Here is a 21,017-nt window from a genome sequence, read left to right on the forward strand (position 1 = left end):
TTCTCCGTACGACCGTTTTCAGGGAGCTGTTGTCCATGTACCCCGAGGCCCCCGTAACCCCGGCAGATGATCACTGGCTCACGGCGCTCCGGTACCGGTTCCGCGCCTGGCGCGGGGCCCGGCCGTTCTGGGCGGGAGTCTTCACGCTGCTCGGCGGCATCCCGATCGCGTACTTCCCGTACGCGGACGTCCGGTTGGGCAACATCACGATCGCCATGGCCACGACGGCCGGCGCGGGTTCACTGATCATCGGTGTCCTGCTGGTCACGCTCGGCTTCGCCCTCTGGTTCCAGCAGAGCATCAGGATCTTCGCCGGAGTCGCCACGATCCTGCTCGGACTGGTGTCCCTGCCGGTGTCCAACATCGGTGGCTTCATGTTGGGCTTCCTGGCCGCGCTGATCGGCGGCTGCCTCGCCCTGGCGTGGGCGCCCGGCAGGCCCGTCGAGCCCGAGGTCGACCTGCCCGCTCCCCGTGAGGCGGAAACGGACCACGCTTCCCAGACGACTGCCCACGCCGATGGCGGGAGGAACAGTGCGGGGTGACGAAACGCAAAGGGGCCAGTCCCCGGGCGAAGAGTCCCGTGAGAGAAGGGGCCCGCGCCACGCGGCGCCCAGGAAGTCGCTGTTGACCAAGCTCCAGATACCCGTCGGCAAGACGATGGCGCTGGCCGCCATGCCGACAGCGGTCTTCGTCGGGATGGGCATGGCGCCGAAGATGGCGCTGGCCGACGACAAGGAGATCCCGTTCGCGCCCGGACCGTGCGTCACGCGGTCCGACGAGCCCACGGAATCGCCCTCCCCGTCGGCATCGACCTCCAAGAGCCCCTCCCCGAGTACGTCGCCCAGCGCGACCCCCTCGGCGGGCGTCCCGGTGGTCCCGGCTCCCTCGGCCTCCGCGTCGGCGGCCAAGCCCGCGGCCAAGCAGAGCGGCAGCGCGTCGCAACCGGCGAAGCCGGGGGCCGCCTCCGCCTCGCCGTCCGCGAGCGCCTCCCCGTCGGCGACCAAGACCCCGAACCCGCTGGACCCGCTGGGTCTGGGCGACACGGTCAAGGACTTCTTCGACGAGCTCGGCAAGCCCCTCAAGGGTGCCAAGGGCGCGGTCACCCCCGCGCCCGCCACCACCCCGAGCGCGAAGCCGAAGCCCGACCCGGCCGCGGACGCGATCCGCGAGGCGGCGAAGAACGCCGGCGTCTCGGTCTCGGAGCTGCCGCAGGACGTCAAGGACACCGCGAAGGCGGCGAAGGACGAGACGGGCGCGTCGGACGAGGACAAGGACAAGGACGGCAAGGACAAGGACGCCAAGGACGCGAAGGACAAGGACAAGGACGGCAAGGCCGACGACGGCAAGACGGTCGACGGCAAGACGCCCTTCCCCTGCCCGACCCTGGACGCCCAGGCCCTGGCCAACGCCAAGCTGGAGCAGAGCGCTCCGGTCCTGCCCGACCAGCCCTGGTACCTCGACAGCTCGCTGCTGACCCTCTACGGCCTGGACTACGCGGGCATCGTCGAGGTGAAGACGGCGAACGGCACGACCAAGAAGGTCCTGAAGTTCACGGCGGACTCGCTCGACATCAAGGACCTCTACCAGACGGTCGGCAAGAGCGGGAACGTCGCGCACCTCAAGTCCCGCCCGGGCTCCACGTCCACGATCCGCGGCGGCACGGTGACGATGTACACCGAGAGCCTGAAGGGGAACCTGTTCGGGCTCATCCCGATCGAGTTCACCCCGAACACCCCGCCGCCGCTGAACGTCCCCTTCGCGTTCTTCACGAACGTCAAGGTCGTCCAGGCGGGCCAGTTCGGCGGCGACCTGACCGTTCCCGGTCTGCACAACTACATCGGCCCGCCGGAGTAGGAACCACCGGAGCGGGAAGCCGGAGCAGGAACCACCCGAGCGGGACCCGCGCGGGAAGCGCGGCCGGCTCACGTGACGCGCCGAGGGCGGCACCCCGATCGATCGGGGTGCCGCCCTCGTGTGCGTGCGGTGGACGCGCGGCGCGGGCGCCGCGCCACGGCGACGTCAGGCGCCGGCGCCACCGTTCAGGTGGTGGACGCGGACCATGTTGGTCGTGCCCGGGACGCCGGGGGGCGAACCGGCCGTGATGATCATGGTGTCGCCCTGGTTGTAGCGCTTGAGCTTGAGCAGCTCGTCGTCCACGAGGTCGACCATCGCGTCGGTGTTGTCGACGTGGCGGACCACGTACGACTCGACGCCCCAGCTCAGCGACAGCTGGTTGCGGGTGCTCTCGCTGGTGGTGAAGGCCAGGATCGGCTGGACCGCGCGGTAGCGCGACAGGCGGCGGGCCGTGTCACCGGAGTGGGTGAAGGCGACCAGGGCCTTGCCGTCGAGGAAGTCGGCGATCTCGCAGGCCGCACGGGCGACGGAGCCGCCCTGGGTGCGCGGCTTCTTGCCCGGGACCAGCGGCTGCAGGCCCTTGGAGAGCAGCTCTTCCTCGGCCGCGACGACGATCTTCGACATCGTCTTGACGGTCTCGATCGGGTAGGCGCCGACCGAGGACTCGGCCGACAGCATGACCGCGTCGGCCCCGTCGAGGATGGCGTTCGCGACGTCGGAGGCCTCGGCGCGGGTCGGCCGCGAGTTGGTGATCATCGACTCCATCATCTGGGTCGCGACGATCACCGGCTTGGCGTTGCGGCGGCACATCTCGATGAGCCGCTTCTGGACCATCGGGACCTTTTCGAGCGGGTACTCGACGGCCAGGTCACCACGGGCCACCATGACCGCGTCGAAGGCGTCGACGACGGCCTCCATGTTGGCGACCGCCTGCGGCTTCTCGACCTTGGCGATGACGGGGACCCGGCGGCCCTCCTCGTCCATGACCTTGTGGACGTCCTTGACGTCGTTGGCGTCACGGACGAAGGACAGGGCGACCATGTCGCAGCCCATCCGCAGGGCGAAGCGGAGGTCGTCGACGTCCTTCTCGGACAGGGCCGGGACGTTGACGGCGGCACCCGGCAGGTTGATGCCCTTGTGGTCGGAGATGACACCGCCCTCGATGACGATGGTCTTGACCCGCGGGCCGACGACCTCGGTCACCCGGAGCTCGACGTTGCCGTCGTTGATCAGGACCTGGTCGCCCTTGGAGACGTCACCCGGCAGGCCCTTGTAGGTGGTGCCGCAGATGGACTTGTCGCCCGGGACGTCCTCGGTGGTGATGGTGAACTCGTCACCGCGCACCAGCTCGACGGGACCCTCGGCGAAGGTTTCCAGACGGATCTTGGGACCCTGGAGGTCGGCGAGGACGCCGACGGCACGCCCGGTGTCCGCGGAGACCTGCCGGACGCGGTCGTACCGCTCCTGGTGTTCTGCCTGGGATCCGTGGCTGAAGTTGAATCGGGCCACGTTCATACCTGCCTCGATGAGCGCTTTCAGCTGCTCATACGAGTCGACGGCGGGGCCCAGCGTGCAGACGATTTTGGAACGGCGCATGGAGCGGATCCTATCGGTTTGTTTCGTAGCGGAATATTCCGTCTGGTGGAAAGTCCAAAGTGACTAACGGGTAACCAGCTCGTACGCCTGTGTGGCGATCTCCAGCTCCTCCTCCGTCGGCACCACGGCCACGGCCACCCGGGCGTAGTCGGCCGAGATCAGCCGGGGCTCGGGGGAGCGCACCGCGTTGGCCTCCAGGTCCAGCGCGAGCCCCAGCTCGGCGAGACCGTCCACGGCAGCTTCCCGCACCTGGTGGGCGTTCTCGCCGACCCCGGCCGTGAACACCACCGCGTCCACCCGGCCGAGCACGGCCGAGTAGGCACCGATGTACTTCTTCAGGCGGTGGACGTACGCCGCGAAGGCGACGCCCGCCGCCTCGTCGCCCTCGCCCGCGCGCCGCAGCACCTCGCGCATGTCGTTGTCCCCGCACATGCCCAGCAGACCGCTCTTCTTGTTCAGGAGCGAATCGATCTCATCCACCGAGAGGCCGCCCACCCGGGCCAGGTGGAAGACGACGGCCGGATCGAGGTCCCCGGAGCGGGTTCCCATGATCAGGCCCTCCAGCGGGGTCAGCCCCATGGAGGTCTCCACGCACACCCCGCCGCGGACCGCCGAGGCCGAGGCGCCGTTGCCCAGGTGCAGCACGATGACGTTCACGTCCTCGGGCGCCCGGCCCAGCAGCGCGGCGGTCGTGCGGGACACGTAGGCGTGCGAGGTGCCGTGGAAGCCGTACCGCCGGATGGAGTGCTTGTCGGCGGTCGCGGCGTCGATCGCGTACCGGGCCACGTACTCCGGCATCGTCGAGTGGAAGGCCGTGTCGAAGACCGCGACCTGCGGGAGGTCCGCGCGCAGCGCGCGGGCCACCTCGATGCCGGTCACGTTCGCCGGGTTGTGCAGCGGCGCCAGCGGCACGAGCGCGCGGATCTCCGCCAGCACCTCGTCGTCGATGACGGTCGGCTGGGTGAACTTGGTGCCGCCGTGCACCACCCGGTGGCCGATGGCGGCCAGTTCGGGGGAGTCCAGGCCGATGCCGTCGGCGGCCAGCTCGGCCGCGACGGCCGTCAGGGCCGCCCGGTGGTCGGCGATCGGCCCGAGGACCTCACGCTTGGCCTCGCCCGTCTCCGGGCCCGGGGCGTCGGTGAGCCGTTCGTGCACCAGCCGGGAGGTCTCCTCGCCGATGCGCTCCACCAGCCCGACGGCCAGGCGGGACCGGTCCGCCATGTCGAGCAGCTGGTACTTGACCGACGAGGAGCCGGAGTTGAGGACGAGTACGCGCGATGCGGTCACGGGTGCGGAACCTTCTCGTGTGGGGGGTGCGGGGTGGTCGTGCGTCGTGCGGGGTCAGCCCGCGGCGGGCTTGGACTGGGCCTGGATCGCGGTGATCGCCACCGTGGTGACGATGTCCTGGACCAGCGCGCCGCGCGAGAGGTCGTTGACCGGCTTGCGCAGGCCCTGCAGGACCGGGCCGACCGCGACGGCGCCCGCGGAGCGCTGCACGGCCTTGTAGGTGTTGTTGCCGGTGTTGAGGTCCGGGAAGATCAGTACGGTCGCCCGCCCGGCCACCTCGGACTCCGGCAGCTTGGTCGCCGCCACGGACGGCTCGACGGCGGCGTCGTACTGGATCGGGCCCTCGATCAGCAGGTCCGGGCGCTGCGCGCGGACGATCTCGGTGGCCTTGCGGACCTTGTCGACGTCCACGCCCGAACCGGAGGTGCCGGTCGAGTACGAGAGCATCGCGATCCGCGGCTCCAGCCCGAAGGCGGCGGCGGTGGTGGCCGACTGGATGGCGATGTCGGCGAGCTGCTCGGCGTTGGGGTCCGGGTTCACGGCGCAGTCGCCGTAGGCGAGGACCTTGTCGGCCAGACACATGAAGAAGACCGAGGAGACGATGGACGCCTCCGGCTTGGTCTTGATGATCTCGAAGGCGGGCCGGATGGTGGCGGCGGTCGAGTGCACCGCGCCGGAGACCATGCCGTCGGCCAGACCCTCCTGGACCATCAGCGTGCCGAAGTAATTGACGTCCGTGACCACGTCGTTGGCCAGCTCGACCGTCATGCCCTTGTGGGCGCGGGCGGCGGCGTAGTACTCGGCGAACCGTTCCCGCAGCGGCGAGGTCCCCGGGTCGATCAGCTGCGCCGCGCTGATGTCGATGCCGAGGTCGGCGGCCTTCTTCAGGATCGCCTGCTCCTCGCCCAGCAGGGTCAGGTCGCACACCCCGCGGCGCAGCACCACGTCCGCGGCGCGCAGCACCCGCTCCTCGGTGCCCTCGGGCAGGACCACCCGGCGCCGCTCGGAGCGGGCCTGCTCCAGCAGCTCGTGCTCGAACATCATCGGCGTGACCCGGGTGGAGCGGGTGAGCGAGATGCGGTCGCGCAGCGCGGCCGTGTCGACGTGCCGCTCGAAGAGGCCGAGCGCGGTCTCCAGCTTGCGCGGGGTCGCGGAGTTCAGGCGGCTCTGCAGCGCGAAGAGTTCGGCGGCGGTCGGGAAGCTGTTGCCCGCGACCGAGACGACCGGGGTGCCGGGCGCCAGCTTCGAGGCCAGCGTCAGGATGTCCTTGCCGGGGCGCTCGTTCAGGGTCAGCAGCACGCCGGCGATCGGCGGGGTGCCGGAGGTGTGCGCGGCGAGCGCGCCGATGACCAGGTCGGAGCGGTCCCCGGGGGTGACGACCAGGCAGCCGGGGGTCAGCGCGTTCAGGAAGTTCGGCAGCATGGCGCCGCCGAAGACGAAGTCCACGGCGTCGCGGGCCAGCCCGGCCTCGTCGCCGAGCAGCACCTCGCCCCCCAGCGCCCGGGTGATCTGGGCGACGGTCGGAGCGGAGAGCGTCTTGTCGTCCGGCAGCACGTAACAGGGCACGGGAAGGCGCGCGGCCAGCCGCTCGGCTATCACCTCGCGGTCCTCGGCGACCACCCGGTTGACGATCACGGCCACGACCTCGCAGCCCAGGCTCTCGTAGGCCCGGTAGGCGTTGCGGGTCTCCGCGCGGACCGACTCGGCGCTCTGCTTGGTGCCGCCGACCACCGGGACGACGACCGCGCCCAGCTCGTTGGCCAGGCGGGCGTTGAGCGCCAGTTCGTCCGGGAGGTTGGTGTCGGCGTAGTCGGTGCCGAGGACGAGCATGACCTCGTAGTCGCGGGCGGCCCGGTGGTAGCCGTCGACGAGCTGCGAGACCAGTTCGTCGGCCCCCTTCTCGGCGAGCAGCGCGGAGGCCTCGTGGTACTCCATGCCGAAGGCGGTGGAGGGGTCCTGGTCGAGCCGGTAGCGCGCCTTGAGGAGGTCGAAGAGGCGGTCGGGTCCGTCGTGCAGCAGCGGGCGGTACACGCCCACCCGACCCGTCTGGCGGGTCAGCAGCTCCATGAGTCCGAGCTCGATGACCTGCCGGCCGTCCCCCCGGTCGATGCCGGTCACGTACACGCTGCGCGTCACGCGTGCTCTCCGTCCATGTGTGTCGGTTGGCGGCGTCACCACCGGCCCCGGACGGGGCAGGCTGCGGATCTTCCGAGTCAATTTACCCATTTAGTATGGGCTTGCCCTCTTGACAATACCTCTGCTGATGGATAGGGCGCTTGCCGGGAAAAAGGCCTGTCCAGGGGGGTCGAAAGGCCCTCGGGGGGCAGTCGCTCGGAGCGCGGCCCACCGGTGGCGCGTGGAACAATCGGACAGGCTTCATCAATACGGCCTTCATCTGTACGGTGGTCCGCCCGCACGCGGGCCGCTCGGTACGACCAGGAGCAGGAGACACAGCACGATGCGTATCGGAGTTCTCACCGCAGGCGGCGACTGCCCGGGCCTCAACGCTGTCATCCGGTCGGTCGTACACCGTGCCGTGGTCGGACACGGCGACGAAGTCATCGGCTTCGAGGACGGTTTCAAGGGTCTCCTCGACGGTCATTACCGCCCCCTCGACATCAATGCGGTCAGTGGCATTCTGGCCCGCGGCGGAACGATTCTCGGCTCAGCCCGGATGGAGCGCGCCCGGCTGCACGAGGCCGCCGAGAACGCGGTGGAGCTGGCGCAGCGGTACGAGATCGACGCCCTCATCCCGATCGGCGGCGAGGGCACGCTGACCGCGGCCCGGATGCTGTCCGACGCGGGGATGCCGGTGGTCGGCGTACCGAAGACCATCGACAACGACATCTCCTCCACGGACCGCACCTTCGGCTTCGACACCGCCGTCATGGTGGCCACCGAGGCGATCGACCGGCTCAAGACCACCGCCGAATCGCACCAGCGCGTGATGGTCGTCGAGGTCATGGGACGCCACGCGGGCTGGATCGCCCTGGAGTCCGGCATGGCGGGCGGCGCCCACGGCATCTGCCTGCCGGAGCGGCCGTTCGAGGTCGACGCCCTGGTGAAGATGGTGGAGGAACGATTCGCCCGCGGCAAGAAGTTCGCCGTCATCTGCGTCGCCGAGGGCGCGCACCCGGCCGACGGCTCCATGCCGTACGAGAAGGGCGCGATCGACCAGTACGGTCACGAGCGCTTCGCCGGGATCGGCAACCGACTGGCCGTCGAGCTGGAGCGGCGCCTGGGCAAGGAAGCCCGCCCGGTCATCCTCGGCCACGTCCAGCGCGGCGGCACCCCGACCGCGTACGACCGCGTCCTCGCCACCCGCTTCGGCTGGCACGCCGTCGAGGGCGTCCACCGCGGCGACTTCGGCAACATGACCGCGCTGCGCGGCACCGACATCGTGATGGCCCCGCTCGCGCAGGCCGTCACCGAGCTGAAGACCGTCCCCGAGGACCGCATGTACGAGGCCGAGTCGGTCTTCTAGGCGCGCCATCCGGCTCTGCGCCCGGGACCTTCGTCCTGGATCCGCGCGCCGAAGGGCCCCGATCTCGTCCCCTCCCGGGACCGGTCGGGGCCTTCGCGCATCGCTTCTCGGCCGGTCGATCGGCCGGCCGATCGCGCCGCGCCGCGCCTACGGCACCTGCGCGAGCTCCCAGAACCGGTCCACGATGCCCATCAGGAACTCGCGCCCCGCGTCCCCGCTGTCGGCCCGGCCGCCCGAGCCGCCCCAGCTCAAGGTGGACAGCATCCGGGCCTGGTAGTCCCCGTGCAGCAGCTCCAGCACCCGCTCCAGCTGGGCCTTGGGTACCGGGAGCAGCTTGGCCAGCGGCTTCACATAGGCCTGCCAGCGGGTGGTGACCGCGTTGCGCAGCAGCTCCGCCAGCTCGTCCTGCTTGCCGGTGGCGGTCACGAACTGGGCCAGCGTCAGCCCCAGCACCGAGGAGAGGGTGGCCGACTGCCGCTCGTTGCCCTTCCAGCGCCCGGTGTCCTCCATCTTCTGGTAGGAGGCGGGCTCCAGCCCGACCCGTCGGGCCAGCTCCTCCGGTGACACGCCGCGCGCTATCCGGTGCTCCCGCAAGGTGACCGGTTCGGCCAAGAGCTCGCCGGGCGCACACCACAGCACGCCCGCGAGGGCCGTCAGCTCGGCCGAGGTCGGCGTGATCTCGCCGCGCTCCCAGGCCATGACGGTCTCGGGGGTGACGAGGAGCCCGTACTGGGCGCGCAGGCCGTAGGCGACGTGGCCGGGTGCCATGCCCAGGGCCGCCCGCAGGCGGCGGGCGGCGGGAGCATTGAAAGGAGGGCTGGAGTGCACGAGCCACACCGTAGGAGGGGAACGGGCTTGGCGACTACAGACCGTTCAAACAAGCCCACAACTCGTAGGAACCTCCTACGGTGTTCGGGTATTTAGTCCGGTATTTACGCGACCGTCCGGTAATCGGATGGTGTGAAGATCTATTTCCCGGGGTCCGCTTCAAGCCAAGGCTACGGCTTGCCGTCCGAGTGAACCCCGTCACACCCCGTCACGCCACCTGAACCACTTCGGCCACGCAGGCGTGAACCAGGCGGGGGCCCTCGTACACGGGGGTGGCGAGGGCCCCCATGACCGCCAGGGGCCCCGCCGGACTCCCCCCGGCCCGCACCGCCCGACCCTTGCCTTGACGCGGACGTCAAGGATTACGGTCGGCCCATGCGAATCGGCGAACTGGCGGAACGGGCGGGCACCACCACCCGGACCCTGCGCTACTACGAGGACCGGGGTCTGCTGCCCGCACGGCGGACCGGCAACGGCTACCGCTCGTACGACGAGGACGACCTGCGGCTGCTGCGCGAGATCCGGGTGCTCCAGGACTTCGGCTTCGAGCTGGAGGAGACCCGACCCTTCGTGGACTGCCTGCGGGCCGGCCACCCGGCCGGCGACGCCTGCCCCGCCTCCCTCGCCGTCTACCGCCGCAAGCTCGCCGAGCTGGACTCGTTGATCGGCAAGCTCGCCGACGTACGGGACCAGGTCGCGCGGCAGCTCGCGACCGCCGAGGAGGCCGCCGGAGAGTCGGCCACCCCGCGCTGCGAGACCACCGCACAGGACTGACGACCCGAGCCGACGACGAACGACACACGACGAACGACATCACGACAGGGGAGAAGAAGATGCTGCGTGCCCACGGAGTGGACGAGGTCACCGACGAGACCTTCGCGGCGGAGGTGCTCGCCGAGCGCGGGCGCCCCGTGCTGGTCGAGTTCACCGCCGACTGGTGCGGGCCCTGCCGCCAGCTGGCGCCGGTGCTGTCCGCCGTCGCCGCCGAGGAGGCGCACCGCCTGAAGGTGGTGCAGATCGACGCGGACGCCAACCCCGAGACCATGGTCCGCTACGGGGTCCTGTCCATGCCCACCCTGCTCGTCCTGCGCGACGGCGAACCGGTCAAGACCCTCGTCGGAGCCCGGGCCAAGCGCCGGCTGCTCCAGGACCTCGAAGACGTCCTGGAGCGGACCGGGGCGCCGGCTACGGCCTGAGCCACACCGTGGACAGCGGCGGCAGCGTCATCCGCAGGCTGGCCGCCCGCCCCTGCGCGGGCACCGGCTCCGGCCGCAGCGGCCGCAGATGGCGCACCCCGCTGCCGCCGAACCGCTCCGCGTCCGTGTTCAGCACCTCGTGCCACTCGGCGACCTCCTCCGGCACGCCGACCCGGTAGCCGTGGCGCACCACCGGGGAGAAGTTCGAGACGCACAGCAGCTGCGAGCCGTCCACCGCGTAGCGCAGGAAGGCGATGACGTTGTCCTCCGCCGCGTCCGAGGCCACCCAGGCGAACCCCTCCGGCACGGTGTCCCGCTCCCACAGCGCGGCCGTCGCCGTGTAGGTCCGGTTCAGCTCGCCCACCAGGGCGCGCACCCCGCGGTGGTCGGCGGCCGCGGCGTAGGAGGAGTCCAGCAGCCACCAGTCCGGCCCGTGCGCCTCCGACCACTCGGCGCCCTGCGCGAACTCCTGCCCCATGAAGAGCAGCTGCTTGCCGGGGTGGGCCCACATGAAGCCCAGGTACGCCCGGTGGCAGGCCCGTTGCTGCCACCAGTCGCCGGGCATCTTCCCCACCAGCGACCGCTTGCCGTGCACCACCTCGTCGTGCGAGATCGGCAGCACGTAGTTCTCGCTGTACGCGTAGACCATCCCGAAGGTCATGTCGTGGTGGTGGTACTTGCGGTGCACCGGCTCCTTCGACACGTACCGCAGGGTGTCGTGCATCCAGCCCATGTTCCACTTCAGCCCGAAGCCGAGCCCGCCCGCGTCGGTGGGCCGGGTCACGCCCTCCCAGGCCGTGGACTCCTCGGCGATCGTGACCACGCCCGGGCAGCGCCGGTAGACCGTCGCGTTCATCTCCTGGAGCAGCGCCACCGCGTCCAGGTTCTCCCGCCCGCCGTGCTCGTTCGGCGTCCACTCGCCCTCGCCGCGCGAGTAGTCCAGGTAGAGCATCGAGGCCACCGCGTCCACGCGCAGCCCGTCGACGTGGAACTCCTGGCACCAGTACACGGCGTTCGCCACCAGGAAGTTGCGGACCTCCTTGCGCCCGTAGTCGAACTCCAGCGTCCCCCAGTCCGGGTGCGCGGCCCGCTGCGGGTCGTGGTGCTCGTACAGCGGCCGTCCGTCGAACTCGGCGAGCGCCCAGTCGTCCCGCGGGAAGTGCGCGGGCACCCAGTCGACGATCACCCCGATCCCGGCCCGGTGCAGGGCGTCGACCAGGCCGCGGAACTCGTCGGGCGTGCCCATCCGCGAGGTGGGCGCGTAGAAACCGGTGACCTGGTAGCCCCAGGAACCGCCGAAGGGATGCTCGGCGACCGGCATCAGCTCGACGTGGGTGAACCCCAGCTCCTTCACGTAGGCCGGGAGCTGCTCCGCCAACTGCGCGTAGCTCAGGCCGGGCCGCCAGGAGGCCAGGTGCACCTCGTACACCGACAGCGGCGCCTGGTGCGCCGGCCGCAGCCCGCGGGACGCCATCCACTCGGTGTCCCGCCAGGTGTAGTGCGAGGCGGTCACGATCGACGCGTTCGCGGGCGGCACCTCGGCCCGCCGGGCCATCGGGTCGGCCCGCAGGGTGTGGCTGCCGTCCGGGCGCGTGACGTCGTACTTGTACATCGCGCCCTCGCCGACGCCCGGCAGGAACAGCTCCCACACCCCGGTCGCGCCGAGCGAGCGCATCGGGTGGGCCACCGCGTCCCAGTAGGAGAAGTCGCCCGTGACCCGGACCCCCAGGGCGTTCGGTGCCCAGAGGGTGAACCGGGTGCCGGCCACGCCCTGGTGCTCCATCGGCTCCGCGCCCAGCGCCGTCCACAGCTCCTCGTGCCGGCCCTCGCCGATCAGGTGCAGGTCCAGCTCGCCGAGCGAGGGCAGGAAGCGGTAGGGGTCGTGGACCTCCACCTCGTCGCTGTCGTAGGTCACCAGCAGCCGGTAGTCGGGCACGCCGGTCAGCGGCAGCAGCCCGGAGAAGAACCCGTCGCCCTCGTCGTGGAGTTCGGCGCGCAGCCCCTTGGCGACGATCGTGACCGCCTTCGCGTGCGGACGCAGCGCCCGGAAGGCCACCCCGCCCCGGTGGGTCCGGGCGCCCAGCACCGCGTGCGGATCGTGGTGGCGGCCCTCCAGCAGCCGGGACCGTTCGTCCGCGCCCAGCGCCGGTGCGGGCCGGACGCCGTGCGGCGGGGCGGTCCGCCGGGCCCGGGGCGTGCGCGGTTTCTTCGCCGCCTCCGCGGGGGCGGCGGGGGCGGTGGTCGGGCGGGACGTCGGCGACGGCTGTCGGGCGGCGCTCACGTGTGCGGCCTCCTAGGGGGCTGCTCGCGGGGGTGGGGGGTGGGGGAGAGCGGGAGGGGATCGGCGGCGGGCGGCGGGGGCGGCAGGCGGTGGGCCGGCCGCTCGCGTTCGGAGAGCCGCCGGACGGCGGCCATCGGGACGTGCAGCCAATCGGGGCGGTGCCGGGACTCGTAACGGGCCTCGTAGACCGCCTTGTCGGTCTCGTAGGCGCGCAGCAGGACGGGGTCCTCGCGCGGGTCGCGGCCGGTGGTCCGGGCGTACCCCTCGCAGAACGCGGCCCGGCAGGCGTCCGCCCACGCGGGGGCGAACGGCCGGTGGGAGCGGGCCGCGTAGTCGAAGGAACGCAGTATCCCGGCGATGTCCCGGACCGCCGGTTCGGGGCGGCGCCGGTCGGCCAGCGGCCGGGCCGGCTCCCCTTCGAAGTCGATCAACGACCAACTGCCGTCGAGGGTGCGCAGGGTCTGCCCCAGGTGGAGGTCGCCGTGGATGCGCTGGGCGCGGACCCCCGCGCCCCGCGAGGACGCCAGCGCGTCGAAGGCGCCGCGCAGCCCCGCCTCGTACGGGCGCAGTGACGTCACCTCACGTGCGGTGGCGGCCAGTCGCGCGGTCATCCCGGCGGCCAGCCGGGCCGTCTGCTCCGGGCCCAGCGCGACGGTCGGCAGGGCGTCGGCCAGCGCGCTGTGCACCTCGGCGGTGGCCCGGCCCAGGGCGTGCGCCTCGGCGGTGAAGTCGGCGCCCGCGCCGAGGCGGTGCAGCGCGAGCTGCCAGCCGTCGTCGGAGCCCCGCAGGTAGGGCTGGAGCACGCCCAGGGTCAGCGGCTCGGACCCGGCCAGCTGGGCCTCGTACCAGGCGACCGGCGCCGGCACCCGGGCGCATCCGGCGGCGGCCAGCGCCCGGGGCAGCTCCAGGTCCGGATTGACCCCGGGGCCGACCCGCCGGAACACCTTGAGGATGTACGCGTCCCCGTAGATCAGCGAGGAGTTGGTCTGCTCCCCGGACAGCGGCCGGGCCGCCAGCGCCGCCGGGATCGGCGCCGCCGGGTCCCGGTCGAAGCGGAGCGGACCGAGGGAGCCCGGGGCGCGCAATCGTTCCAGCAACAGGGCCGCGAGCCGCGGATCGCCCAGGCCCTCGTAGATCGCCTGACCGGCGTACGGGCCCTCCTCGGCCCGGCCGATCAGCGCGGGCGCGAGCGCGGGCGGCAGCTCGGGACGGATCCCGAGCAGCAGTTGGTAGCAGTCGCCGTCCACGTCGAGCAGGAGGTGCAACAGCCCGGGCGAGGACCCCGGCGGGAGCAGTTCGGCCGCCGAGACCGGGCGCAGGGCGCCGATGGCGCGCCCCTTGCCGGCGAACCAGCGCTGTCTCGGCAGCCAGGCGCGCAGCAGTGGTTCGAGTGGGCCGAGCCGGTCCGGGCGGGGGGTCGCGCGATCGGCCGCCCGGCGGTCCGGCCGGCCGACCTCGCTCCGGGTGGATGCAGCCTCCGACATGGCATCGCGTCCTTTCCCCGGGCCGTCACAGAATGCGCAGAGTGTCCCGGATCGCGGCAGTTGCTGTCCGGTGGTGTGTGCGAGTGTCGGGTCAGGATGGTCCGTACAGGGCGGCGATTGACCCATTCGCCGCCCACGGATCCGCACGTGGTGAGGTCCTGTCCGCCGTGCGGCGGGCGCCCTCCGCTACTGCTCGGCGCGCAGCCTGAACCAGTAGAAACCGTGCCCCGCCAGGGTCAGCAGGTACGGCCATTCGCCGATCGGCGGGAACCGGACGTCACCGGTGAGTTCCACCGGCACCCGCCCGTTGAAGGACCGCAGGTCCAGCTCCGTCGGCTGCGCGAAGCGCGAGAAGTTGTGCACGCACAGCACCAGGTCGTCCGCTTCGCCCTCGGTGGAGGGTGCCTCGCGGAGGAACGCCAGCACCGCGGGGTTGGACGACGGGAGTTCGGTGTAGGAACCGAGGCCGAAGGCGGGGTTCGCCTTGCGGATCTCGATCAACCGCCGGGTCCAGTGCAACAGCGACGAGGGCGAGGACATCGCGGCCTCGACGTTGGTGACCTGGTACCCGTAGACCGGGTCCATGATGACCGGCAGGTTGAGCCTGCCCGGATCGCACGAGGAGAAACCGGCGTTGCGGTCCGGGGTCCACTGCATGGGGGTCCGGACCCCGTCCCGGTCGCCCAGCCAGATGTTGTCGCCCATGCCGATCTCGTCGCCGTAGTAGAGGATCGGCGAGCCGGGCAGGGACAGCAGCAGGGCGGTGAACAGCTCGATCTGGTGCCGGTCGTTGTCGAGCAGCGGGGCGAGCCGGCGCCGGATGCCGATGTTGGCCCGCATCCGCGGGTCCTTGGCGTACTCGGCGTACATGTAGTCGCGCTCTTCGTCCGTCACCATTTCGAGGGTCAGCTCGTCGTGGTTGCGCAGGAAGATGCCCCACTGGCAGCTCGCCGGGATCTCGGGGGTCTTGGCGAGGATCTCGGAGACCGGGTAGCGCGACTCCCGGCGCACGGCCATGAAGATGCGCGGCATGACGGGGAAGTGGAAGGCCATGTGGCACTCGTCCCCGCCCTTGCTGTAGTCGCCGAAGTAGTCGACGACGTCCTCCGGCCACTGGTTGGCCTCGGCGAGCAGCACGGTGTCCGGGTAGTGCGCGTCGATCTCCGCCCGGACCCGCTTGAGCAGGGTGTGGGTGCGCGGGAGGTTCTCGCAGTTGGTCCCCTCCTCGGCGTAGAGGTACGGGACCGCGTCGAGCCGGAACCCGTCGATGCCGAGGTCGAGCCAGAAGCGCAGGGCCGAGACGATCTCCTCCACGACGGCCGGGTTCTCGTAGTTGAGGTCCGGCTGGTGGGAGAAGAAGCGGTGCCAGTAGTACTGCTTGCGCACCGGGTCGTAGGTCCAGTTCGAGGACTCGGTGTCGACGAAGATGATCCGGGCGTCCTGGTACTGCTTGTCGTTGTCGGCCCACATGTAGTAGTCGCCGTACGGGCCGTCCGGATCCTTGCGCGACTGCTGGAACCACTCGTGCTGGTCGCTCGTGTGGTTCATGACGAAGTCGATGATCACGCGCATGCCGCGCTGGTGCGCCGCGTCGACGAACTCCACGAAGTCGGCGAGGTCGCCGAACTCCGGCAGTACGGAGGTGTAGTCGGAGACGTCGTAGCCCCCGTCGCGCAGCGGCGAGGCGAAGAAGGGCGGGAGCCACAGGCAGTCGACGCCGAGCCATTGGAGGTAGTCCAGCTTGGCGGTGAGCCCCTTGAGGTCGCCCACGCCGTCGCCGTTGCTGTCGTGGAAGGAGCGGACGAGGACCTCGTAGAACACCGCACGCTTGAACCAGTCGGGGTCGCGGTCCTTGGCGGGGGTGTCCTCGAAGAGGTCGTGGACGGGATCGTTGATCATCATGAGGTGGGTGACCCTCCGGTGAGCGGGGACGGTCGCAGAGCGGCCAGCACGTGCGCGGGCGTACGGCCCGGTTCCAGACGCACGTAATTCGCCCTGCCCCAGTGATAGGTCTCGCCGGTGAGCTCGTCGCGCACCGCGAGGGACCCGTGCCAGTCGAGGCCGAGTACCGGCATGTCCAACGAGACCGTCGCCTCCTGGGTGTGGTGCGGATCGAGGTTGACGACCACCAGTACGCAATGCGATCCGCTGTGCTTCGAATAGGCGATCACTTGCTCGTTGTCGGTCGGATGGAAATGCACGTCGCGCAGTTGCTGGAGCGCCGGATTGCGCCGGCGCAGCCGGTTCAGCGCGGTGATCAGCGGCGCGATGGTGCGGCCCTCGCGTTCGGCGGCGGCCCAGTCGCGCGGGCGCAGCTCGTACTTCTCGGAATCGAGGTACTCCTCGCTGCCCTCCTTCACCGGGGTGTTCTCGCACAGCTCGTAGCCGGCGTAGATCCCCCAGGTGGGCGAGAGGGTCGCGGCCAGCACGGCCCTGATCTCGAAGGCGGGGCGGCCGCCGGTCTGCAGGTACTCGTGCAGGATGTCCGGCGTGTTGACGAAGAAATTGGGCCGCATGCAGGAAGCCGAATCACCCGACAGCTCGGTGACGTATTCCGTGAGCTCCCGCTTCGTATTGCGCCAGGTGAAGTACGTGTAGGACTGCTGGAAACCGATCGCGGCGAGCGTGCGCATCATCGCGGGCCGGGTGAACGCCTCGGCCAGGAAAATCACGTCGGGATCGCTCTTGTTGATGTCCGCGATCACCCTTTCCCAGAAGACGACGGGCTTGGTGTGCGGATTGTCGACCCGGAAGATGCGTACTCCGTGGTCCATCCAGTACCGCAGGATGCGCAGGGTCTCCTCGACGATCCCGCCCATGTCGGTGTCGAAGTGGATCGGATAGATGTCCTGGTACTTCTTCGGCGGGTTCTCCGCGTAGGCGACCGTCCCGTCCGCGCGGTGGCGGAACCACTCCGGGTGCTTCTCCACCCACGGGTGGTCCGGCGAGCACTGGAGGGCGAAGTCGAGCGCGATCTCCAGGCGCAGCTCGCGGGCCCGCGTCACGAACCGGTCGAAGTCCTCGATCGTGCCCAGCTCGGGGTGGACGGCGTCGTGCCCGCCCTCGGTCGAGCCGATGGCCCAGGGCACGCCCGGATCCCAACTACCGGCGGACAGAGTGTTGTTGGGCCCCTTGCGGTACGTGCTCCCGATCGGGTGGATCGGCGGCAGGTACACCACGTCGAAGCCCATGGCGGCGACGGCCGCCAATCGCTCGGCCGCGGTCGCGAAGGTGCCGCTGACCGGAGCCCCACCGGGCTCCAGCACCGCGCCCTCCGAGCGCGGGAACAGCTCGTACCAGGCACCGAAGAGGGCCCGCTTGCGCTCGACCAGCACGGCCAGCGGCTTCGAGGCGCTCACCAGCTCCCGGAAGGGCTTGCGGGCGAGCGCCGCGTCGACCTCCGGGGCCAGGGCCGCGGTCAACCGGGCCCCGGCCGGGCGGTCCCCGTCGCGCATCGCGTCGGCGGCGGCCAGCACCGCCTCGCGCCCGTCCCGCTTGGGGACCTTGACGGCGGCCCGCTCGTACAGCTCGGCCCCCTCCAGCAGCATCAGGTCCGCGTCGATCCCGGCGGGCACCTTGATCGAGGCGTGCGCGCGCCAGGTCGCGATCGGATCGCTCCACGCCTCGACGACGTACGTCCACCTCCCCTCCGCGTCGGCGGACACCCGGGCGCCCCACCGGTCGGTGCCGGGCGCCAGCTCGCCGAGCGGCACGGGCGGGCGCTGGCGCCCGCTCGGATCTCGCAGCACCACGTGCGCCGCGACCGCGTCGTGTCCCTCGCGGAACACGGTGGCGGATACTTCGAATACCTCGTCCACGACCGCCTTGGCGGGTCTGGCGCCGCAGTCGACGGCGGGGCGGACGTCCAGCACGGGAATGCGACCGATCATGATGGGATCACCTGGGGGCAGTTCGCAGGGCTCGGTGACAACGGGACAGCCGACGACGTTCCGGCTGGTCGTGCACGCTCTGTTCGCTCTGTTTCTAGCCGCTCAGTGGACGGCTGGGCTGCGGGCATGGCCGCTCCTGTCCGCGTTCACTCGGGTGGCGGGAGGTGGGGCGGGGGCTGTGCCGTGCGCGGTACCCGGGGAGCCCTTCCCACTCTCGGCCCGCCCAATCCGCGCGCTTGGTTAACTACTCGTACGTAAGGACGAGCGCAAGGCGCGAGGGTCCGCAGTGGCCGATGTCGTCCCGTCAGGTCGCTGTCCGCGCGCGGGTCCCGCCGAGCGGTGGAGGCGGGATGGCCGAGGAGCGGGCGCGCCGCTAGCCTTCCCGGGGTGATGCGCGGGTGCACAGCGTGGTGCGGCCGCTCCGATGCGTAAGCCCCTGCGAAGGTGGACACGTGAAGGCTATCCGTCGATTCACCGTGCGCCCTGTCCTGCCGGAACCCCTCCTGCCGCTCGCCGATCTCGCGCGCAACCTGCGCTGGTCGTGGCACGGGGAGACCCGGGAACTCTTCCAATCCGTCGACCCCGAGGGCTGGCTGGCCGCCGGAGGTGATCCCGTCCGGCTGCTGGGGGACGTCGCCGCGGCCCGGCTGGAGGAACTCGCGCGGGACCGCAGGTTCCTGCGCCGGCTTCACGCCGTCTCCGCCGACCTCGACGACTACGTCCACGGCGACCGGTGGTACCAGGGGCAGGAGAACAGCGCCGAGCTGCCCGCCGCCATCGCCTACTTCTCGCCCGAGTTCGGCATCACCGCCGCGCTGCCGCAGTACTCCGGCGGCCTCGGCATCCTCGCCGGCGACCACCTCAAGGCCGCCAGCGACCTCGGCGTCCCGCTCATCGGCGTCGGCCTGCTCTACCGCCACGGGTACTTCCGCCAGTCCCTCTCCCGCGACGGCTGGCAGCAGGAGCACTACCCGGTCCTCGACCCCAACGAACTGCCCGTCTCCCTCCTGCGCGGCCCCGACGACCTCCCCGCCCGGATCACCCTCTCGTTGCCCGGCGGCCGCAGCCTGCACGCGCACGTCTGGCAGGTCCGGGTCGGCCGGGTGCCGCTGCTGCTCCTCGACTCCGACGTCGAGGACAACGACACCGCCGCGCGCGAGGTGACCGACCGCCTCTACGGCGGCGGCAGCGAGCACCGGTTGCTCCAGGAGATGCTGCTCGGCATCGGCGGCGTCCGCGCCGTACGGACGTACTGCGCGCTCACCGGCCACCCGGACCCCGAGGTGTTCCACACCAACGAGGGCCACGCCGGCTTCCTCGGCCTCGAACGCATAAGGGAACTGGCGGGCGGGGAACCGGCGGGCGGGGGCCTGGCCTTCGACGCGGCCGTCGAGGCGGTCCGGGCCGGAACGGTGTTCACCACCCACACCCCGGTCCCCGCGGGCATCGACCGCTTCGAGCGCGGGCTGGTCGCCCGGCACTTCGCCGACGGCGGCGAACTGGTCGGCGTACCCGTGGACCGGATCCTCGAACTGGGCGCCGAGAGCTACCCGGGCGGCGATCCCGGCGTCTTCAACATGGCCGTCATGGGGCTGCGGCTCGCCCAGCGCGCCAACGGGGTGTCGACCCTGCACGGCGCCGTCAGCCGCGGCATGTTCGCGGGACTGTGGCCGGGATTCGACCCCGCGGACGTCCCCATCGTCTCCGTCACCAACGGCGTGCACGCACCGACCTGGGTCGCCCCCGAGGTGGTCCGCCTCGGCGCCCGCCAGATCGGCGCCGGGCGCACCGAGGACGCCCTGTCCGTCGGCGGATCGCAGCGCTGGGACGCGGTCGCCGACATCGCCGACCAGGACGTGTGGGACCTGCGCCGGGTGCTGCGCGAGCAGCTCGTCCAGGAGGTCCGCGACCGGCTGCGCGCCTCGTGGCGCCAGCGCGGGGCCGGGGACGCCGAGCTCGGCTGGGTGGACTCCGTGCTCGACCCCGACGTGCTCACCATCGGGTTCGCGCGCCGGGTGCCCTCCTACAAGCGGCTCACGCTCATGCTGCGCGACCCGGAACGGCTGCGCCGACTGCTCCTGGACCCCGAGCGGCCCGTGCAGATCGTCGTCGCGGGCAAGGCGCACCCGGCCGACGACGGCGGCAAGCGGCTCGTGCAGGAACTGGTGCGCTTCGCCGACGACCCGCGGGTGCGCCACCGCATCGTGTTCCTGCCCGACTACGGCATGGCGATGGCGCAAAAGCTCTACCCCGGCTGCGACGTGTGGCTCAACAACCCGCTGCGCCCGCTGGAGGCCTGTGGGACCAGTGGGATGAAGGCCGCGCTGAACGGCTGCCTCAACCTCTCGGTCCTGGACGGCTGGTGGGACGAGTGGTTCGAGCCGGACTTCGGCTGGGCCATCCCCACCGCCGACGGCTACGGCACCGACGAGGACCGGCGCGACGACGTCGAGGCGAACGCCCTCTACGACCTGATCGAGAACCGGGTCGCCCCGCGCTTCTACGACCGCTCCGGGCGCGGCACGCTGCCCGTCCGGTGGATCGAGATGGTCCGGCGCACCCTCGTCTCGCTGGGGCCGAAGGTGCTCGCGGGGCGCATGGTGCGCGAGTACGTGGAGCGGCTGTACGCCCCGGCCGCGCTCGCCCACCGCTCCCTCACCGCCGAGGCGGCGTGGGAACTCGCCTCCTGGAAGGGGCGGGTACGGGCCGCCTGGCCGCGGGTCGGGGCGCTCCACGTGGAGGCCCTGGCCGCCGGTCCCGCGGGAGCCGTGGGAGGCACCGCCGAACTGGGCTCCACCCTCACCCTGCGCGTCCAGGTCGCGCTGGACACGCTCGGGCCCGACGAGGTCGAGGTGCAGGCCGTCGCGGGGCGGGTGGACGCGCAGGACGTCATCGGCGAGGCGCGGACCTTCCCGCTCAAGCCCGCCGGGGGACCGGACCTGGAGGGCCGCTGGCTGTACGAGGGCCCGCTCGCCCTGGACCGTACGGGCCCCTTCGGCTACACCGTACGGATCCTGCCCGCCCACCCACTGCTGGCCACCCCGGCCGAACTGGGCCTGGTCGCGGGCCCGGTGGACCCGCCGACGGCCCCGGGCGGCGGGGTGCTGCTGCGCTGAG

General features: G+C 71.4%; 14 protein-coding genes. 6 read left to right on the forward strand and 8 right to left on the reverse strand.

Annotated elements, in window-relative coordinates:
- Positions 1 to 35 precede the first annotated feature (35 nt).
- The gene (locus ACIQWR_RS02835) at positions 36 to 542 is read left to right on the forward strand and encodes a DUF6114 domain-containing protein (protein ID WP_404004616.1); all 507 of its coding nucleotides are present in this window, start codon (positions 36 to 38) and stop codon (positions 540 to 542) included.
- Positions 532 to 1,854 (forward strand): hypothetical protein, encoded by a 1,323-nt coding sequence (locus ACIQWR_RS02840; RefSeq protein WP_404004618.1) that lies wholly within the window; start codon positions 532 to 534, stop codon positions 1,852 to 1,854. The genes ACIQWR_RS02835 and ACIQWR_RS02840 overlap by 11 nt, the downstream gene beginning before the upstream one ends.
- A gap of 165 nt (positions 1,855 to 2,019) precedes the next feature.
- On the opposite strand, the gene pyk is transcribed toward ACIQWR_RS02840, so the two are convergent.
- The 3 genes from pyk to pta all read right to left on the reverse strand — a co-directional run bounded on the left by pyk (position 2,020) and on the right by pta (position 6,873).
- Positions 2,020 to 3,450 (reverse strand): pyruvate kinase, encoded by a 1,431-nt coding sequence (pyk, locus tag ACIQWR_RS02845; protein WP_404004621.1) that lies wholly within the window; start codon positions 3,448 to 3,450, stop codon positions 2,020 to 2,022.
- A 63-nt stretch (positions 3,451 to 3,513) separates the two neighbouring features.
- Complete coding sequence (locus ACIQWR_RS02850) at positions 3,514 to 4,737, reverse strand: acetate kinase (protein WP_404004624.1); 1,224 nt, start codon at positions 4,735 to 4,737, stop codon at positions 3,514 to 3,516.
- 54 nt (positions 4,738 to 4,791) lie between these two features.
- Positions 4,792 to 6,873: a phosphate acetyltransferase gene (gene pta, locus ACIQWR_RS02855; RefSeq protein ID WP_404004626.1), complete on the reverse strand. Its 2,082-nt coding sequence runs from the start codon at positions 6,871 to 6,873 to the stop codon at positions 4,792 to 4,794.
- A gap of 322 nt (positions 6,874 to 7,195) precedes the next feature.
- Here pta and ACIQWR_RS02860 point away from each other — a divergent pair, with 322 nt between their 5' ends.
- A complete protein-coding gene (locus ACIQWR_RS02860) occupies positions 7,196 to 8,221 on the forward strand; it encodes an ATP-dependent 6-phosphofructokinase (RefSeq protein ID WP_354379945.1) in 1,026 nt (341 codons plus the stop codon).
- Positions 8,222 to 8,368: 147 nt separating this feature from the next.
- Here ACIQWR_RS02860 and ACIQWR_RS02865 read toward each other — a convergent pair whose 3' ends face one another.
- Positions 8,369 to 8,989 carry a helix-turn-helix domain-containing protein gene (locus ACIQWR_RS02865; protein WP_404005030.1) on the reverse strand — a complete coding sequence of 207 codons (621 nt, stop codon included), beginning with the start codon at positions 8,987 to 8,989 and terminating at the stop codon, positions 8,369 to 8,371.
- A 435-nt stretch (positions 8,990 to 9,424) separates the two neighbouring features.
- Here ACIQWR_RS02865 and ACIQWR_RS02870 point away from each other — a divergent pair, with 435 nt between their 5' ends.
- Both ACIQWR_RS02870 and ACIQWR_RS02875 read left to right on the forward strand, forming a co-directional pair.
- The gene (locus ACIQWR_RS02870; RefSeq protein WP_404004630.1) at positions 9,425 to 9,823 is read left to right on the forward strand and encodes a MerR family transcriptional regulator; all 399 of its coding nucleotides are present in this window, start codon (positions 9,425 to 9,427) and stop codon (positions 9,821 to 9,823) included.
- Positions 9,824 to 9,882: 59 nt separating this feature from the next.
- Entirely contained in the window at positions 9,883 to 10,245 is a 363-nt protein-coding gene (locus ACIQWR_RS02875) for a thioredoxin family protein (protein ID WP_404004632.1), read from the forward strand.
- Here the strand turns inward: ACIQWR_RS02875 and glgB are convergent.
- The 4 genes from glgB to ACIQWR_RS02895 all read right to left on the reverse strand — a co-directional run bounded on the left by glgB (position 10,235) and on the right by ACIQWR_RS02895 (position 17,900).
- Positions 10,235 to 12,526, reverse strand: a complete 2,292-nt coding sequence (gene glgB / locus ACIQWR_RS02880) for a 1,4-alpha-glucan branching enzyme (RefSeq protein ID WP_404004634.1) — start codon at positions 12,524 to 12,526, stop codon at positions 10,235 to 10,237. The genes ACIQWR_RS02875 and glgB overlap by 11 nt on opposite strands.
- Entirely contained in the window at positions 12,523 to 14,010 is a 1,488-nt protein-coding gene (locus ACIQWR_RS02885; protein ID WP_404004636.1) for a maltokinase, read from the reverse strand. The genes glgB and ACIQWR_RS02885 overlap by 4 nt, the downstream gene beginning before the upstream one ends.
- A 186-nt stretch (positions 14,011 to 14,196) precedes the next feature.
- A complete protein-coding gene (treS, locus tag ACIQWR_RS02890; protein WP_330332717.1) occupies positions 14,197 to 15,912 on the reverse strand; it encodes a maltose alpha-D-glucosyltransferase in 1,716 nt (571 codons plus the stop codon).
- Positions 15,909 to 17,900 (reverse strand): maltotransferase domain-containing protein, encoded by a 1,992-nt coding sequence (locus ACIQWR_RS02895; RefSeq protein WP_404004638.1) that lies wholly within the window; start codon positions 17,898 to 17,900, stop codon positions 15,909 to 15,911. The genes treS and ACIQWR_RS02895 overlap by 4 nt, the downstream gene beginning before the upstream one ends.
- A gap of 452 nt (positions 17,901 to 18,352) precedes the next feature.
- On the opposite strand from ACIQWR_RS02895, the gene glgP reads away from it, so the two are divergent.
- Positions 18,353 to 21,016 (forward strand): alpha-glucan family phosphorylase, encoded by a 2,664-nt coding sequence (glgP, locus tag ACIQWR_RS02900; RefSeq protein WP_404004641.1) that lies wholly within the window; start codon positions 18,353 to 18,355, stop codon positions 21,014 to 21,016.
- The last annotated feature ends 1 nt before the right edge of the window (position 21,017 follow it).

The sequence above is a fragment of the Streptomyces sp. NPDC098789 genome (genome assembly GCF_044759975.1).
In the GTDB taxonomy this organism is placed as follows: domain Bacteria; phylum Actinomycetota; class Actinomycetes; order Streptomycetales; family Streptomycetaceae; genus Streptomyces.

What these genes read in the sequence shown, in the direction of transcription:
- ACIQWR_RS02885 (WP_404004636.1), bottom strand. Translation starts at nt 14,010, where the DNA reads ATGTCGGAGGCTGCATCCACCCGGAGCGAGGTCGGCCGGCCGGACCGC.
- ACIQWR_RS02895 (WP_404004638.1), bottom strand. Translation starts at nt 17,900, where the DNA reads ATGATCGGTCGCATTCCCGTGCTGGACGTCCGCCCCGCCGTCGACTGC.
- ACIQWR_RS02870 (WP_404004630.1), top strand. Translation starts at nt 9,425, where the DNA reads ATGCGAATCGGCGAACTGGCGGAACGGGCGGGCACCACCACCCGGACC.
- ACIQWR_RS02865 (WP_404005030.1), bottom strand. Translation starts at nt 8,989, where the DNA reads ATGGCACCCGGCCACGTCGCCTACGGCCTGCGCGCCCAGTACGGGCTC.
- ACIQWR_RS02835 (WP_404004616.1), top strand. Translation starts at nt 36, where the DNA reads ATGTACCCCGAGGCCCCCGTAACCCCGGCAGATGATCACTGGCTCACG.
- ACIQWR_RS02860 (WP_354379945.1), top strand. Translation starts at nt 7,196, where the DNA reads ATGCGTATCGGAGTTCTCACCGCAGGCGGCGACTGCCCGGGCCTCAAC.
- ACIQWR_RS02875 (WP_404004632.1), top strand. Translation starts at nt 9,883, where the DNA reads ATGCTGCGTGCCCACGGAGTGGACGAGGTCACCGACGAGACCTTCGCG.
- treS (WP_330332717.1), bottom strand. Translation starts at nt 15,912, where the DNA reads ATGATGATCAACGATCCCGTCCACGACCTCTTCGAGGACACCCCCGCC.
- pyk (WP_404004621.1), bottom strand. Translation starts at nt 3,450, where the DNA reads ATGCGCCGTTCCAAAATCGTCTGCACGCTGGGCCCCGCCGTCGACTCG.